We start from the raw sequence: 15685 nt of genomic DNA on the forward strand, positions 1-15685 counted from the left end.
AAAAGTCGCCGGGCGTTTCGCTTAGATTCCTTTTGCTCTTTCTTCCAAGCCGGGCGATTTCAGCCGTGCCGTCCGCAGCGTCAGCACCGCGCTCTCGGCGCGCGTCACCTTCTTCGACGGTCTGAAGGTCTTGTCCGGGTAGCCGGAGACGATTTCCATCGCCGCCGCCTCCCTCACGGCCTCGCGCGCCCACGCGGGCACCCGGCCGAAGTCCTTGAACGCCGGGACGGGCTTCGCCGGCACCGCGCCGAACCGCTTCGCGAGCCGCGCCATCAGCACCGCTGTCTCGACGCGGCTGATGTCCCTCTCCGCGCCCAGCGTCCCGTCCGGGTAGCCGACCATCAGGCCCGCGTCGTAGACCGCCCGGGCAGCGGAAGCAAGGGTTCCGTCTGAAGCAGGCACGTCCTTGAACGGCACTTCCCCGCCGGGGTCCGGGAGGTCAAGCGCCGCCTTCAGGAGCTTGGCCACCTCGCCGCGCTTCGCAGGCAAATCGGGCAGCAGGTAGAGTTGCTCGCCGAAGACCTCCGGGTGCTCCTCCAGGAACACGCCCGCGGCCTTGTACGCCCAGTGCCTCTCGAAGTCGGCGTACCGCCAGAACCTCTTCTCGAAACACAGGAACTTCCGACCGTTCCGCTCGACCAGGCACTTCATCACATGCCGGCCGGGGCCGAGAGACACGTCGCACTCGAAGCCGCCCTCGTGCAGCCGCGCCGCATGTTCGGCGCCGTCCACCATCACGCGGACGGAGGAAAGGCCGTGCGCGAATCCGCGCAACCTGCCGTTGCTTATGACCACTGTTACGTCCGGCACATCGGTGAAGCAGCCCAACTTGCATTCTCCGGATAGGATCAGGGTCGCTTTGCCGCCTTCGCGGTAAACCGCGTCGATCACGCCGTAGATGGCCCGGTCCACCGGAACCCAGGCATCCAGGGAGTCGTCGAAGATGAACGCGCCACCCGAGAAGGTTATCCTGGCGCCGTTCGGCTTCCCGGTCACCACGACCTCGATCGTCCCGCCGTCCGGGCGGCAGACGATCTTGCCTTCGCCGTTGCTCGGTGCCTCAACGGACACGGAGACGCCGCGGGCCGAGACGGTTCCGGAGCCGCCCTTGCCCAAGTCGACCGTGAGATCCGGGTTGTAGCGGCCGCCACCGCCGCCGGACGAAACCGGAGAAGCCGCAGGAGCCGACGGGGCCGCGTTCAACTGGCTCAACGGCGCGTAGTAGACGTCGCCTAGCGTGACGGAATCCCACCTCGTCCACGCGACCCACTGCGGGGAAATCGCCGGGCCGTACCAGTCCGAAGCCTCGACCAGGTACTTCTTTCCGTCAGACAAGCCGAAGAGAAAAAGCACATCGTCCAGGTTGACAAGCGCCCACTTCCCGTCCTCGCTCACCCACGCGCCGTAGCAGTACTCGCCCGGGAAGGAAAGGACGGTCGTCGCGGAACCGCCTGCCAGGGACACCCTCGCCAGGCGGCAGGTCTCGCCATCATTGTCCACCCAGTAGAGATTCTGCCCGATCACCTGCGGCGTGTAAATGTTCGGCCACCACGACACCGGGGCCACAATCAACGTGTCCGTTCCCGTGGTGACATCAATCGCGTGGAGCTGCCGCTTGTAGTTCACGTACTCCACGCAGAAGACCTTCCCGCCGCCAACGGCCGCCGCCTCGTGGGGCACCGCGTAGCCGTCGCTCGTCAGGAACCTCCCCTGCCGCGCGGCAATGTCGAAGAGGTAAACGTCGCCGTTGACCGTGGTCGCGGCGTAGACGCCGTCCGTGGCCACGCTCCCGGGGGAAACGCCCATCGGGATCAGTTCTCCGGTAGCGAGGTTAAGGACGTTCGGGTTGTTGCGGCATACCGCAAAGCCGTTCCGCACCTGGAGGCCGTAGCCGAAGTTGGCGCCGGTCGATATCTTCTGCTCGGTTTTCGCCGCCGGGTCGAACCGGTACACATCGCCGTCCTTGACGTAGTACATCGTTCCTCTTTCGTCGAAGGCCGGGAAGTCTTCATCGGAAGGGGTGCTCAGCGCCGTCGGGGCAAGCGCAGGTTTGAGATAGTTCACCGTGCATAGGGCCGCCGCTGATTCTCGACCTGCACAGTCTTTCACTTTCAGGTAAATGGTTTTCGTGCCTTCGCCCGAAAGGGTAAAAGGTAGATCCGTGGAGAACGGGCCGCCGGGGACCCACTGGGTCCAGGAACATGCAACCCAGGATGCACCAGTGAAATTAGGGTCTTCACTGAGCATGAATTCCGAGGGTTCCACGTCTTCTGTTACGCTTACATGAAACGTTATGGACGGCGAGAGCACTACCGAAGAATCGGCATAGAAATCATTTACGTTCGGCGGTGCTGCGTCGTAACACACGCTCTGCGTTAAATCCGTTGTGTTTCCGTTCGCGTCGCGCAATCTGACATAGATAGTCTTCTTTCCGGGCGAAGACAGCGTAATGCTTGCCGTCATCGGTGAACCGGAGAAGGGTTGCCACGACGAGCCAGTAAAGGCTGGATCGGTCCCAATCATAAAGTCCGTTACCGCATTGTTATCTGATCCATAAACTGTAAAAGAAACCGTTGCATTAGTGACCACTATAGACCCGTCTGTAAGAACCGGTAACTCTGTGAAGAAGGAAAGTGAACCGACAGGGCACACATTGTCGATCCCCACCGGCGGGTCGTAGATGCCTTTATTGGTCATTGCGAAAACCGTATTGTTCGGTGCTGCGAATAGATACGTGGTTACCGCATCTATCGGGATCCCGGTCGAGAAGCTAAACCACGTTTGCCCGCCGTCTACGGATTTAAACACTTCATTTCTCCCAGAGGGAAGATCGACGCTGAGATAGATGCTGTTTTGGGCATCTATCGCCACCGCCCTGGCGCTAACGTTCTGGAGCACTCCGCCCAGAGGAATTTGTATCGCACTCCAGTTGATGCCGTCTGTGCTTTTTCCGGAGCCGCATCCGCAGGCGAAAAACGTGCCGTAAATATCTTGAGTAATGGTTGTAGCGTAACAATTAGTGAACACCAGGTTCCAGGACGTTGCCCCGGGAGACCATCGGTAGATGTACCAGTTCGCGTTCGAACCGACGTACGCCGTGCCGTCCGGGGCAACGTAAAGCGATTGCGGGGTCACTGGTAATGCAGGGCCGTATGTTGCCCACGTTAACCCATTATCGGTGCTCTTGTAGACGTTATAAAGATCGCTGTAATAGAGGTTTCCGTAAACGTCTTTTGCAATGCTGTTTACTCCAGCGGTAACAGACGCTACCGGAGTGCCGTCTGCCGGCGATACCTTATAGAAACCTCCTCCGGCTACGGCGTAACAAAGGTAGCCATCGTTGCTGACGAGCATGCCCTGGCCCCTTGGCAGGCCGCCTACACCGATGAACGGTTTCCAGGATTGTCCGCCATCAGTTGACTTATAGATGCCGTACGGCGACCGGGCAAATAAAGTGGTGGCGTCCAATGCTACCATGTTCATCCCGGAAAGCGCCAGCACTTGGTCGGTTCGGACGCCCCACCGCATCCCTTGACTGAAAAAAGTTGCCGTAATTCCGTCAGTGCTCTTGAATACGCCAAGGGGTGTTCCGATGAAGTATCCGTCAGGCGTGTGCGTTACAGCAGCGACGCTGAAACCCGGATATAACCCGTTAGTGGAAACGCCGCTCCAGGTTGTCCCCCCGTCTGCGCTCGTCTGAAATCCAGCAGGAGTGCCGGCGATGAAGGTTGAACCGTCGATTCCTATGCTGGTTGCTCCTGGCCAGCCGGCGGTTGTTGTCATATCTGTCCAGGTTACGCCGCCGTCGACGGACTTGTAAACGCGGTAGTAAGTAACACCTCCCAGCGTTAACTGAAAAGCTCCGTAAATTGTGCCTGTTGCGTCGCAGGATATGCTCGCTTTGTTGTTCATCGCAAGGGCACCTGGCGCAGTCAGAGATGCCCAGGTATTACTATCAAACGGTTTCTTTAATACAGTCGAACCTTTAAAAATGAAAATGTTGTTTGACAGGTCGGTCCACACTGGAGCGTCATAATAGGCGGTAGTGTTTATGTCTACCCAGTTCACTCCGTCGGTGGTATATTTAAGCCCGTATACAGTCGCCGCGTAAACCTCCCCGGCTATACTGGAGATGGTAGGATAGTACGACTGGGCAGGACCTAGTGCCGAAGTATACTTCCATGTCGCACCGTCGGTCGTCCAGTACACCCGGTAGTCCTTACCTGCGACGTAAACTGCGCCACTTACTTGATCGTAAGCGATATCGCTTACTCCCTGGTTGGTAAATCCCGGATCGGCCCAAGCGGGCGTACAATCCGTCCATGTTGTGCCCCCATCGGTCGATCTAAAAACGCCGTAGGAAGTAGTTGCATAAAGAGCCGTAGGGGTCCGAAGAAAAACTCGTACATCGCCCCCGTAAGGCCCGCTCGGGTACCACTGCGTGGTCAGCGCCCACGCGGGCGAAGCGGCTAACAACACCGCCAGCAAGAAACCGAACAGCAAAAGTAGTCGTCTCAAGGATTCAGCCCTCCTTTTGTGATTGATTGACCGATTGCGTAAGGTTTGCCAGCGCGCTCCGCTCATCCCGGCGAATCGCTTCGCCCGGCACGCCCAGAGCGGCCGCCGCCTCCTCCGGCGTCAGCCCCTCCTGATAGCGGAGCGCCAGCACCGTTTGCTGCTCCGGTGAAAGTTCGCCGACGGCCCGGGCGAGGACGTTTTTCCGGTCCCGCGCCGCGTAGCGGAGCAGCGCGGCCTTCAGCTCTTCCAGCTCTCGCGACAGCAGTTCCAGTTCTCGTTGGAGATTGTCCGGCACCGCCCGGGCCAGCGATTCCAGGTCCCCCAACTCCGCGACGGAACATTCGAACCGCTTCAAGGCGTGTCCACCCTTTCCGGTAAAATAGTTCCGGTCAATCGATGACAAATCTCTATTTGCGAGCGCCGCCTCTCTTCCAGGATCCGCGCCAGCCTGTGCGGCGTCTCGCCCATCTCCCGAAGAATTTCCGCAATTTCGATCAGCGTTGCGAAGGCGCCATTACTTATTTGCGCGCCGGTTCCATGCCACTCCAAGGACAACACTCCCTTCATTCGGTCGTTCCCGCGCCAGCTTCGCCAGTTCTACCACGTCTTCGGCGGTGAATACTTCGATTCGCCGACCCCAGTTGACGAGAAATTTAGCGTCCACGAGCGCAACGCTCAGGCCGTGCCTGCGGAGCTCCAGGATCGCTTCCGCTACGATTGCCGCGTCTGTGTTCAGGCCAACCCCTCCTCTTCCACGAGTTTTTGCTCTTCTTTAGTTAGTTTGTCCCACGGCCAGACGGCGTTTCCCCGGGTCTCGGCCGCCCACTCGGCAGTGTAGGGAACAGCGGCCGCGATCCATCCAGGCGATTGCAGGTCGCCTTCCTGGAGGATAACGTAAACGTCGAAGCCTTCCCCGTCGGAGACAAACACCGAGTCTTTGCTTTGTCCGCTTTCTAAAGCGGCGTCAATGGCCCGCCGCAGGGCCAAAAGACCCTGGCGGTTCCCCACGATGAACGCGTCGTCGTGGTGCGACGTCTGTGCGTAAATGTGCAGCACGGCAGTCATCCCGAAATTTCAGCTCCTTCCATCAACTTTTGCGCTTTCCTCCTCACCCGCTGCCAGGCGTTGTCCAGGGATTTCCAGGAGATGCCGGTTGCCTCTTCGACTTCCCGGTAGCTCCCGCCCAAAAGGTGGACCCGCAAAGCCAAACTCTCCAACGGCGTCAGGTCCAGCTCCCGGATCAGCCACCGAAGGAAGTCCGTATCGGATAGAGAATCTTCAGCCGGTGCAACCGAACAAGGCACCGTTTCCCCCAGGGTGCGGCGCTCTTTTTCGTCCACCGGCTCGTCGAGGCTCCGCTGGAAGACCCGGCCCTTCCTGGACTGGACGCGCAGGAAGGCGCGCACTGCGAACTCCACGTGTCGCTTGCACCACGTCTTAAGTGAAGACAGCGCCGGGTCGTAGGTTTTGCACGCCTGCCACAGCGCGATGCGCGCCTCCTGCTCCAAATCCTCCCTGCTTATTGCCGGGTCGCGTAGAGCTTCCGCGCGGGCCGCCGCCCACCGCAGAAACGCCCACGCGAACGGGGGTTCGACCCATGCTTCAGTCATCAAGCTCCCATACCTCCGCTTCCTGACGGCGTGCCAGCTCCTCCGCTGCTCCGCGGCAGCGCCTCAGCGCATCCTCCACGGCATTCAGGAGTTCCGCGACTCCCGAAGGATCGTAGGGGAACACTTCGGCCTTCTCCTTCAGCCTCCGCGCGGCGCCGTAGAGGTCGCCCGCCGCGTCCAGAAAAGGGATCAGGTCTCCGCCGTACGGCAAAGCTCGCGCACCTCCTCCCGCAGTCTCCTCGAAAAAAGAGGAAGCCCGGGTTCAATGCCCGGACCTCCTCCCGAAAGCGAACTCTCCCGGCCGACCACTCCCTTCCTGCCCCCGGCGGATCCGGCCGCACCCCCGCCGGAGTCTCGTTCCGAAAAAGAAAAGGAGCTGCCTCTTTTGGGACAGCCCCTGCAGCGTCAGACCCGAGTGTGCCGGTCGACAGCCTTTCGTTTCCCTAGGAGCCGCGCGGAGTTCACTGCCCGGCGGCATCTGTAGGCGGCGTCTTCAGCCTCGGCGACCAACTTCTCTGCTTCTTCGAGCGGGAGCAGCTTCTTTGACGCCTCGCGCAGCCGCTCCGCGGCGGCAAAGAGCTCTTCCGTTATCTGCTGGAAAGAAGCCGAGGGAAAACCGTTTGGCAAAGCGACCATCCCCTTAAAGTTTGAACACTTTTACCGCTTCTTGCAGTTCCGCCGCCTGCTGCGCGAGCTCCGCGGCCATCTGCCCCACCTGCTCCGCCACGCGGCTCGCCTCCTGGACCGACTGCGCTGCGTTTTGGGTCCCCTGGCTCGCCTGCTCCGTGGCCTGCGCGATGTCCCGGATCCCGGCTAAAGTGTCCGCCACGCCTTTGAGGATGCTCTTGAGCCTTTCCTCCGTGCCGACCACGGCCTGGACGCCCTCATGCACCGTGGCCGAAGCCCGGTCGATGGCGCTGACTGCTTCGCCGGTGCCCTGTTGGATCTCCGCGATGATCTTGCTGATTTCTTCCGCCGCGTGGGCCGATTGCTCCGCGAGTTTTCGCACCTCTTCCGCCACCACCGCGAAGCCGCGCCCGTGCTCGCCGGCGCGCGCCGCCTCGATCGCGGCGTTGAGCGCCAGAAGGTTGGTCTGCTCCGCGATGCCCTTGATCACTTCCGTGATTTGGCCGATGGCCGCGGAGCGCTCGCCCAGCTCCTTCACGAGACCGGCGCCCTTATCGACCGCCTCCTGGGCGTTCCGGATGCCGCTTACCGCACCGTCCAGCGCTCGGATGCCCTCGTTCGCCTCCCGCTCCATTCTGTCGGCGATCTCCGCCGCCGTCTGGGCGTGCGCCGCCGTCTCCTCCGCTCCCGCCGAGAGCTCCTCGACGGTCGCCGCCACCGTCTGGACCGTTGCCGACAGCTCCTCCGCCGATGCGGCGAGGTTCTCGCTCCTGCCGCGGGTCTGGGTTGCGGCTTCCTGGACCCGGGTCGCCAGGTCCCGCAACTGGCCGACCATCCGCCCGGTCGCGTCGGCGAGCATCCGCAGCGCCCGGAAGCGCTGCGCGCCCAGGTCGACCTGGGAAAGGTCCCCGTCAGCTACTTTTTTCAGCTGCTCGGCCGTCTTTTCGATCGGCGCCACAAACCGGTTGACGAGCGGCACTATTATTAGGACCGAGAGCAGGACCGCGATCAAGCCGACCAGGCCCGCCGTCCACGCCATCCTGGCGATCGTCGCTTTAACGTGAGAGAGGGGTATCCCGACGAACCACATCCCGACAACTTTACCCTGGGCATCCCGTAACGGCATATATGCCGTGAGGTGGGGCGTCCCGGCCACGTCGGCCTCGCCGTAATAGTTCTGCCCCTGCTTCAAGACCGCCTCGACCACGTAGGGGGCCGCCTTGGTCCCGACTTTCCGATTCCCCGCAGCGTCCTTCACGGTAGTCGCCACGCGGGTGTCGCCCATAAAGACGGTCGCCTCAACACCGAAATCTTCCTTCACCTGGTCGACGACTTCAAAGTTCCCGTTCATCAGAACGTTGCCCTTGTAAAGCTTGTCCCCCTCCACGCGCCACGCGCCGGGGTAGTGATGTTCGAAGAGCATGTCGTAGGTCCCGACAAGGTTCTGTTTCAGGTTTTCTTGTAGATGGTTCGTCGTGCTCGACCGCATAACGAACGTTCCGGCGACGGTGCAAGCGATTGCTGTAAAGATTACGGCAGCGGCCACCAAAGCAGCAACCACGTTCTGCAGCTTGAGCTCGCGCACGAAAAACTACCTCCCTTTTTAACTTTTAACTTCGTCTACCCGCAGCTTCGACCCGTCCGCCTCACCCCGGACGGTGAGCGGCTTCCCCACGTGGGACTCGATGGCCTTCCTGGCGGACTCGGAATCGCAGTTCCCAGGCACCAGGACGTAGTTCCTGCCGCCCGCCGAAAGCAAGTACCAGCTGCCGTCCTTCCGGACAACGCCGGTGACGGTATCTTTTTGTTCGGCGCATACGGCAGGTTTTGGCGCTCCGCTGCTCCTGATCGGGCGTATGTCCTTCTTCGCGCCGCACCCCGCGGCCAAGAGACAGCCTGTGACAAGAACTGCAACAACCTTCTTCCGCAAAATACCACCCTTTCTTTGAAAGTCTTGCGCCTGAAACAAAAAGAAACGGGAACAGTAGTGCTCCCGTTCTGCGGCACACCAAAAACAAAAGCACCCGGCCCCGGATTTCTCCGGAAGCCGGGCCTTCCGTCTGTCAGTGGCAGTCCGTGCAGTTCCACTGCCCCCGTGACGCCGGGACCGTGATCGTGTTCCACAGCAGCGACCCGCCGTTGTAGCGCCCCGTGACGGCCTGCCTGACCAAGAGAGACCGGTCATCGTTCCACCCGTGCGGCAGCGCCGCGTGGCACGCGAAGCAGCCCAGGTTCGCGTGGACCGGGTGGTAGTTGTAGACCGAAGCCACAGCCGTGGTTCCCTGGAACGTGTAGCTCGGGTTGGTCGCGAGGCTCGGGTTCGAGAAGCCCGACCGGAGGCTGTCCGAGCCGTCTATCGCCGGGTTCCCCGTGGGCGTCTGCGCGTAGGTCGCGTAGAAGTACGGGTCGTGGCACGAAGTGCAGAGCGCCTGGCCCGACAGCTTCAGGATGTAGCCGTTGGCCGACCCGTGCGGCCCCCTCCTGGTCCCGGAGTGGCAATCGGAGCACTTGAGCTGCGCCCCGCCCCACCAGGGGAGCAGGTAGGAGCCGTAATAGTGGAGGTTCCCCGCCGAGTCCGCGAACTGCGGCACCTTCGAAGGCCCCACCACCGCGTGGTAGCCCTGGTTGTTCGGGTTGAACTCCACGCTCGGATCCGTCTCCGCCAACCCGTCCGTCGGGCTCAGCGGTGGCGTGCTCCCGTAGCTGAAGTAACTGTGGCACTTGAAGCAGACCTCGTACTGGTAGGTCGCCCCGTTCGTGAAGGCGTAGGACGTCGGAATCGTCCAGGCGGTGGTCCCGTAGTTGGGCGTCACGCCCGAGACGCCCGCCAGCGGGTTCGGACTCGTTGCCTGGTGAACGTCGTGACAATCGGCGCACTCCGCGTGCCGGTTCGGGTTCAATGCGTAGTTTTCCGTGTTACTGTGGAGACCGGAGACCGTCAGCGTCGGGTGGTGGTAAGTGGATGTCAGGTCCGTCTTCACGTTCGGCGCGTTCGGCCAGGTGGCGTTCAGCCCGTTGTGGCAGCGCAGGCACTCCCCGTCGACCGTGGTCGAGTCCTCGGGATACCGCTGCAGGCACTTGTAGTTCGACCCGTGGCTCTCGTGGCACTCGCCGCAGGTGATGACCGTGCTCTGGGAGCCGTGCGCGCTCTGCTTGTAGTTCGCCTTGTTCGCCCAGCCGCCGGAATTGGTCGTCACGGGCGGCAGGTTTGCGAAGCTGATGGTGCTCGGCACGTAGACCGCGTAAGTGGCCGTGGCGACCGGCGGGTCGTTGTCGTGGCAGCGCAGGCAGAAGTCGGAGAGGTCGCCCGTCGAGTTCGCCGCGCCGCCCAAGGAGGCGTTCCCCGCCGCGCCGGTGAAGCTGAGCTTCGTGTTGTCCGGGTCGGAGAGGACGGAGTAGCTGCCGGTGAGCTTGTAGGCGTTCCTGTCCGTCGGCGACGGGTAGTGGCAGTCCGTGCACGCCACGTAAGCAAAGCTGCTGACCGTGTGCGGCCCGTGGCAGGAGGTGCACAAAAGCCCGGTTTTATACGGGTCGGTCGTCCCGGTCGCGGGGTCGGTGATCCCGTAAACGTCGTGGACCGAGCCCGTCCGGGAGAAGGCGGTTACCGGATGGACCGAACCCGAGCCGGAAAGCACGTGACAGGTGGTGCAGAGCGGCACCCCGCCGCCGTAAACCAAGAACCTGACCGAGTCCGAGGCGTGCTGGTGGTGGCACGCGACGCAGGTCACCTGCGTCCCCGAGGGCGGCAGCAGCGGGCTCACTTCCTGGTAGTGGGCCGTGTAGACGTTCTCGTGCGTCCCCAGGGTGTAGACCCAGTAGCTCACCGCCGGGTCCTCCACGCTCGGGAAGAGCCTGTCGGTCGCGCCGTGGCAGATGAGGCAGAAGCCCGGCCCGTAGACGCCTGTAGTCAAAGTGGCCTTGTCCCAGTAGTTCCACAGGAGCTTCGGGGTGCTGCCGTGCGGGTTGTGGCAGTAGGCGCACTCGATCACGCTGCCCACCGCCGGGTTCCCGGTGTTTATTACCGGGTGGAAGTGGGTCGAGCCGGAGAGCGGCCCGAAGCCGTAGACCGCGTTGTAGACGTTGTAGATCGAGGCCGTCCCGTCGTGGCAGACCAGGCACATCGCGGTCTGGCTCGGCTTGATGATCTGCGGCTTCGCGTAGGCCGCGTGGCTCACGTGGCACGCGCCGCAGCCGGTTGGAGAATCGAAATAGGGGCCGTGAGGCCCTACCGCCCAGGCGATTCCCGGAAAAAGCACGAACGCGAAAATGATCAGAAAGGTTCTTAACATGACAAAGGTAAAACACCCCCTCTTGAGCTACTTCGATATCTTGGTACGCCCGGGGGGACTCGAACCCCCGACCCGCGGTTTAGGAAACCGCCGCTCTGTCCTCCTGAGCTACGGGCGCGACTCGACCAAAAAGAAAGGCTGGCCTTTCCGCCAGCCCCTCTTGGTCAACGCTTCGTTTTTTGGGAATCGGTACCGTCGGATTTCCAGTTCTCGCAACAAGTTATTTCCGGTGCAGGGATATACCTGAGCCGAAAACCGCCGAAGCAGAAGCCGTCCTCGTCGCTAAAGTGCGCGCAGTTCAGACAGTTCTTGTCTGGTGTCTGCTGAGCGTGTTTCTCGTCCGTAACAGCACCCCCTCTTTTTAAACTGTTGCAAATTAACGCCTTTTGCCCGATTCGAATGAACCCGGAAGGCGGCTTCTCGGCACTTCGCTCACCAGCGGCACCTTTCCCCTGCACAATTTCACCGCGATTTGATGCGCTTCCAAGTTCAGCGCATTTTTCTTGTCTTGCTCTGTCATCCTCATCTGCTTCGCGCGCTTTTTGCGCAATTTTTTCAGCTTACTCTTTGAAAAGCGCATAATGCTTGTTTCCATCCTCCTTTCTTAGGGCAAAGATTTTTAGGAATCAGCTGATTCTACAGATGGCAGAGAGTACAATCCACGGTGACAACATGGGCGCCGGGATGGCACTTGGAGCAGTCAATGCGCGTATCCTGCCAGCAGTTGTACTCTCCGCTACGGTGACAGTTGAAGCAGACGCCGCGGTTGTCCATCCGCAGGAGCGCAGACGAAGAGCTGGTGCCGCCCTCGGAGCGCGGCCAACTCGATGCCCAGCCGGCCATCGTGGCGGTCGTGCTGTGCGCCCGGTGACAGGTAAGACACCCTAGATTCCGAACATACTGCAGCCCTGATATATTGCTGCCAGTGGGCTTTATTTCTAGCGGTGTTCCGGTGGCAATGCTCCCGTCAAAAGTGGCTGTTGATGTTGCAGGTGGCGGTATGACATGAACATTCACAGGGTGACGCCACATACCGTAGTAGAATACGGCGTGCCCGGCACCGGGAACAGTGTCGGGATCGTCGGTCTGGAACTTGACATGGCAAGCGCCGCACCAGTTCGTGCTACCGTCGACGTACTGGATTACCCGGTAGACGCCCGAAGCGACCGAGGGGGTACCGTAAGTAAATGTGCCTACCGTTTCGAACTTAAAAGATACGTAGAGGTCACTGTAAGTGGCGGTACCAACGGTAATCGTCTTGCGCAGCAAGCGCGGGTTCGGCGTTGTAGCGCTACCGGTTATCAGGCCGGTTGCAGGGTCAGGGGTTGCGCCTCCACCGTGCGGGTCGTGGCAGGAGGTGCAGGTGAACCCGGTCCCGGTAAAAGCGTTCGAGCCGCCCGGTATCGCGAGCGTCACCGCCGCCGGGTCCAAAACCAGGGGGCCGCTCTCGTACACGACCCCCCAGACGTTGTGCCGGGAGGTCACAGGAATTAGCTCGCCCGGGTCAATGGCGTAGTTCGCGTTCAGGTCTTTGAATTCGTAGACGAAACCGCCCGCCGTGGAGGGGTAGACCGCCGCCCCCACGGTGTAGCCGTCCTCCACGTCGTAGGGCGCAGAAGTTCCGCCGTCGCCGTGGCAGAGGAAGCAGAGAGCCGCCTCGGGCGGGCCAACTTTTAAGAGTTTCGCCGCCTGTCCGGCGTGGGCCACGTGGCAGCCCGCGCAGGCGTCCGTGGTCGCGGTGAACTGCCCGTGCGTCCAGGCGAGGCAATAAGCGGGAAACGCGAGCAGCGCGAGCAACAATATGCAGGAGACCAAAGACAACCGCCGCACGGAAACCACCTCCTATGAAGGAAATCGGCAAAAGCCAGCTAAAAGAAGAGAGCCGCTTCAGAAGCGGCCCTCGCTTATGCCGGCCCACCATCCCGGCGGAACAGTGGGGGTGATACTCTCGCTGTGGCTTTCCGATATCAAGAGTCTTGATGTGCGCTTGCTACCTACAAGCAAGCGGCTCCGCCGGCGATCCCCGCGCCCCGCAAGCACGCGACGAATTCGTCGACCTTTCTGCACAACTCTTCGTAACTCCCGTCGTTCTTAATCAGGTACCCGGGAAACAACGCTTGAACGGTAAGCGCTTCTTTTTCCGAAGGGTGCGTTTCTTCTTCTAAGGCGAGAAGCCGACCGTCCCGCTCCCGCAACCGCGCCTGACGGGTTTGGACAGAAGCGGTCACGAACAACGGCACGAAGCCTTCCCCAACGCACTTTTGGTACTCGTTCGCGTACCGGCCGTCGCCGATCACCGCGCAGGGCGGGTCGTCCGCCGCGATCTTCTTCAGGACGTGATCCACCCCCACGTCCGGATAGAGGTTCCGGAAAGCGTCGCCCAGCTTCTGGAGCAGCGTTCGCCGGTTACTTTCGTAGAGCTCCGGGAACATCTCCGCCGCGATTTCTTTAAGTTTGTCGGCGAAGGCGTACTTCCTGAAGCCGTGCCTCTCCACGAGGTAGTCCGCCACCGTGTCCTTGCCGGACCCGGCGGGGCCGACGAGCAAGAGACGCATTTTGATCCCTCTTTGCAGGAAATTTCGGTTAGAAGAACAAATAGACAAAAATTGTAAGGCAAAAGCAACAGTGATTTGGTATTTGCTCAGTAACTTAGAATTTTCGCTCTGGCTCGCTGCAGGCGTGACTATAGCGCCAGTGCTGCTACGGCGCTAAAAATAAAAAAACGGATAACACGAACAGCAAAACCGTTATCGCTTCCGCGACAAAAAATAGGCCGCCAAAAAGACACGATTTTGTTAGGCTGGGACAGCACCTTGCAAAAAACAGCAGAACCAGTTCCAAAAGGACGGCAACCCGCACCAAAAACTTTGCCCGGCACACTCTCTCCGTGCAACTCACGGCTCACCGCCCCCTGAAGCAGTTTTTGCCCGCACCACCAACCACCCGCAGGGCGGCACGGCAGCCGCTTTCTCGTCCTCTTCCAGACGTTCGAGATTCAGTTCCGGCCCTGGGAAGAACCGGAGGAATTCCTCGTTTTCCCGCAGGCTCAGATGGCACTCACCACAAAGAGGACACCGCTTCTTCAGTAACCATTGATCCAAAGCCGCTCGCTCCCTTCTTCGAGGTGAACCGATTCGTCCGCGAGTTCGCGCATCTCACGGGAGTCGCCGAAGATTATCAGGTGCCGCGTCGCCCGCAAACCGGAACCCCTCCTCACCGGCCAATCACGCCGGAGAGCGCGTCCACCACCCGCGGGTCGAACCCGCCCGACTTCCGCATCTCCTCCAGGGCGGCCTCCGGGGCGTAGCCCTTCCTGGGAAACTCCGCCCTGGTCATCGCGTCGTAGACCTCGCACGCGGCGACGATCCTGGCGAGGACGGGAATCTCCTCGCCCCTCAGCCCGTCCGGGTAGCCCGTGCCGTCCCAACGCTCATGGTGGTGCTTCACGGCCACGGCGACCTCCCTCATCGCGGCCACGGCGGAGAGCATGTCCGCGCCCAGGACGGGGTGGCGCTCGATGAGCTTCCGCTCCTCCTCCGTGAGGGGCTCTTTCTTCCGTAATACCGACGGCCCCACGCTCAGCTTCCCGATGTCGTGGAACTTGCCCGCGATCCCGGCCAGCCGGACCTCCTGCGGGGGCAGCCCCATCCTCACTGCGACCTCCCGCGCCAGCTTCGCGACCCTCCGAGAGTGGGACGCCAGGCCGCGGTCCAGCCCGTCTATCAGCCCCAGGAGCGCCTCGAAGACCGCCTCGGCCTCGTCAAGCGTTGTTTCGCCGTCGAGCCTGGCCAGGACCGAGGAGAGCTTCGCGGAGAAGCTCCTGCCGTTGGACTTGTGGGCGTACATCCGCTCGTCGGCCCTGGATAAAAGCAGCCCGGCGTCCTCCACGTCTCCAGGGTAGGCAGCGGCGCCCCGGCCCACGGTGACTCTTCCGCCGGGGCAGTACCGGGCGGAACCTTCCTCCAGCCTGGGATCCCGCGCGACGCTCTTTGAAAAGCGCTCCGCCGCCTCGTAGTCGAACCCGGGGAGCAGGACGGCGAACTCGTCGCCGCCCAGCCTGGCCGGGACCGCGCCGGGGACCCTGGAAGCCGCGTCCTGGAGGACGGAGGCGAAAAGCAGGATCACCTCGTCCCCGGCTTGGTGGCCGTGCCGGTCGTTGACCTGCTTCAGGTCGTTAAGGTCGAAGCAGGCGACGGCCACCTTCTCTCCCCGGGAGACCATCTCCCCCAGTCTCCGGTGGAACTCCCGGTGGTTGTAGAGCCCGGTCATGCTATCGGTCGCCGAAACGCGGGTGAGGGACTCTTTCATCTCGGCGGCGCGCGCGACGGCGAGGTTGAAGGCTTCCACGAGGGGCCTGACTTCGGCCGGGACCTCCCCCGGATCGGCGGGAGCGAAGCCGCCGGCCCTCAGGCGCGCCTCCAGCCTTTTCGCGGCCCCGGCAATGTTTTCTTTCGAAACGTTCGCTACTGCGAGCGCGGCCAGCAGGGCGAGGCCCGCCGGGCAGATGAGGGCGGCCGGCCCGAACGCGGGCGAGAGGCACGCGCCGGCGGCGCCGAAGAATGCGCCGGCCAAGGCGACGGCCACGAAGGCGAAACGCAGGCTCAGGGGTTGGAAGAACAGCACGTCGACCACCTCGGAAAA

General features: G+C 61.8%; 16 protein-coding genes and 1 tRNA gene. All 17 read right to left on the reverse strand.

Annotation, left to right across the window (positions count from 1 at the left end; translation table 11 throughout):
• Window positions 1-21 precede the first annotated feature (21 nt).
• Entirely contained in the window at window positions 22-4518 is a 4497-nt protein-coding gene (locus EDD75_RS01700; RefSeq protein WP_170157657.1) for an S-layer homology domain-containing protein, read from the reverse strand.
• Between the two features lie 4 nt (window positions 4519-4522).
• Complete coding sequence (locus EDD75_RS01705; RefSeq protein ID WP_211328040.1) at window positions 4523-4873, reverse strand: sigma factor-like helix-turn-helix DNA-binding protein; 351 nt, start codon at window positions 4871-4873, stop codon at window positions 4523-4525.
• Window positions 4870-5067 (reverse strand): hypothetical protein, encoded by a 198-nt coding sequence (locus EDD75_RS11105; protein ID WP_170157658.1) that lies wholly within the window; start codon window positions 5065-5067, stop codon window positions 4870-4872. The genes EDD75_RS01705 and EDD75_RS11105 overlap by 4 nt, the downstream gene beginning before the upstream one ends.
• 183 nt (window positions 5068-5250) lie before the next feature.
• Complete coding sequence (locus tag EDD75_RS01710; RefSeq protein WP_123927116.1) at window positions 5251-5583, reverse strand: hypothetical protein; 333 nt, start codon at window positions 5581-5583, stop codon at window positions 5251-5253.
• On the reverse strand, window positions 5580-6128 hold the full coding sequence (locus EDD75_RS01715; protein ID WP_123927118.1) for a sigma-70 family RNA polymerase sigma factor: 549 nt from the start codon (window positions 6126-6128) through the stop codon (window positions 5580-5582). Before EDD75_RS01715 ends, EDD75_RS01710 begins: the two co-directional genes overlap by 4 nt.
• On the reverse strand, window positions 6121-6339 hold the full coding sequence (locus EDD75_RS01720; protein WP_123927121.1) for a hypothetical protein: 219 nt from the start codon (window positions 6337-6339) through the stop codon (window positions 6121-6123). Before EDD75_RS01720 ends, EDD75_RS01715 begins: the two co-directional genes overlap by 8 nt.
• A 194-nt stretch (window positions 6340-6533) precedes the next feature.
• A complete protein-coding gene (locus tag EDD75_RS01725) occupies window positions 6534-6755 on the reverse strand; it encodes a hypothetical protein (RefSeq protein ID WP_123927124.1) in 222 nt (73 codons plus the stop codon).
• Window positions 6756-6768: 13 nt separating this feature from the next.
• Entirely contained in the window at window positions 6769-8340 is a 1572-nt protein-coding gene (locus tag EDD75_RS01730) for a methyl-accepting chemotaxis protein (protein ID WP_123927128.1), read from the reverse strand.
• 18 nt (window positions 8341-8358) lie between these two features.
• Window positions 8359-8685: a hypothetical protein gene (locus tag EDD75_RS01735; RefSeq protein ID WP_123927131.1), complete on the reverse strand. Its 327-nt coding sequence runs from the start codon at window positions 8683-8685 to the stop codon at window positions 8359-8361.
• A gap of 133 nt (window positions 8686-8818) precedes the next feature.
• Window positions 8819-11044, reverse strand: a complete 2226-nt coding sequence (locus EDD75_RS01740; protein WP_123927133.1) for a cytochrome c3 family protein — start codon at window positions 11042-11044, stop codon at window positions 8819-8821.
• A 41-nt stretch (window positions 11045-11085) separates the two neighbouring features.
• Window positions 11086-11162 (reverse strand) — tRNA-Arg (locus EDD75_RS01745).
• Window positions 11163-11420: 258 nt separating this feature from the next.
• Window positions 11421-11639 (reverse strand): hypothetical protein, encoded by a 219-nt coding sequence (locus EDD75_RS01750; protein ID WP_123927136.1) that lies wholly within the window; start codon window positions 11637-11639, stop codon window positions 11421-11423.
• A 41-nt stretch (window positions 11640-11680) separates the two neighbouring features.
• Window positions 11681-12874, reverse strand: coding sequence for a cytochrome c3 family protein (locus EDD75_RS01755; protein ID WP_170157659.1), 1194 nt, complete (start codon window positions 12872-12874; stop codon window positions 11681-11683).
• A gap of 164 nt (window positions 12875-13038) precedes the next feature.
• A complete protein-coding gene (locus tag EDD75_RS01760) occupies window positions 13039-13599 on the reverse strand; it encodes an AAA family ATPase (RefSeq protein WP_123927142.1) in 561 nt (186 codons plus the stop codon).
• Window positions 13600-13727: 128 nt separating this feature from the next.
• Entirely contained in the window at window positions 13728-13949 is a 222-nt protein-coding gene (locus tag EDD75_RS01765) for a hypothetical protein (RefSeq protein ID WP_123927145.1), read from the reverse strand.
• Window positions 13939-14145, reverse strand: coding sequence for a hypothetical protein (locus EDD75_RS01770; RefSeq protein ID WP_123927148.1), 207 nt, complete (start codon window positions 14143-14145; stop codon window positions 13939-13941). The genes EDD75_RS01765 and EDD75_RS01770 overlap by 11 nt, the downstream gene beginning before the upstream one ends.
• 112 nt (window positions 14146-14257) lie before the next feature.
• Entirely contained in the window at window positions 14258-15667 is a 1410-nt protein-coding gene (locus EDD75_RS01775; RefSeq protein WP_148087040.1) for a diguanylate cyclase, read from the reverse strand.
• Between the last annotated feature and the right edge of the window lie 18 nt (window positions 15668-15685).

The sequence above is a fragment of the Thermodesulfitimonas autotrophica genome (assembly GCF_003815015.1).
Lineage (GTDB): Bacteria > Bacillota > Desulfotomaculia > Desulfotomaculales > Ammonificaceae > Thermodesulfitimonas > Thermodesulfitimonas autotrophica.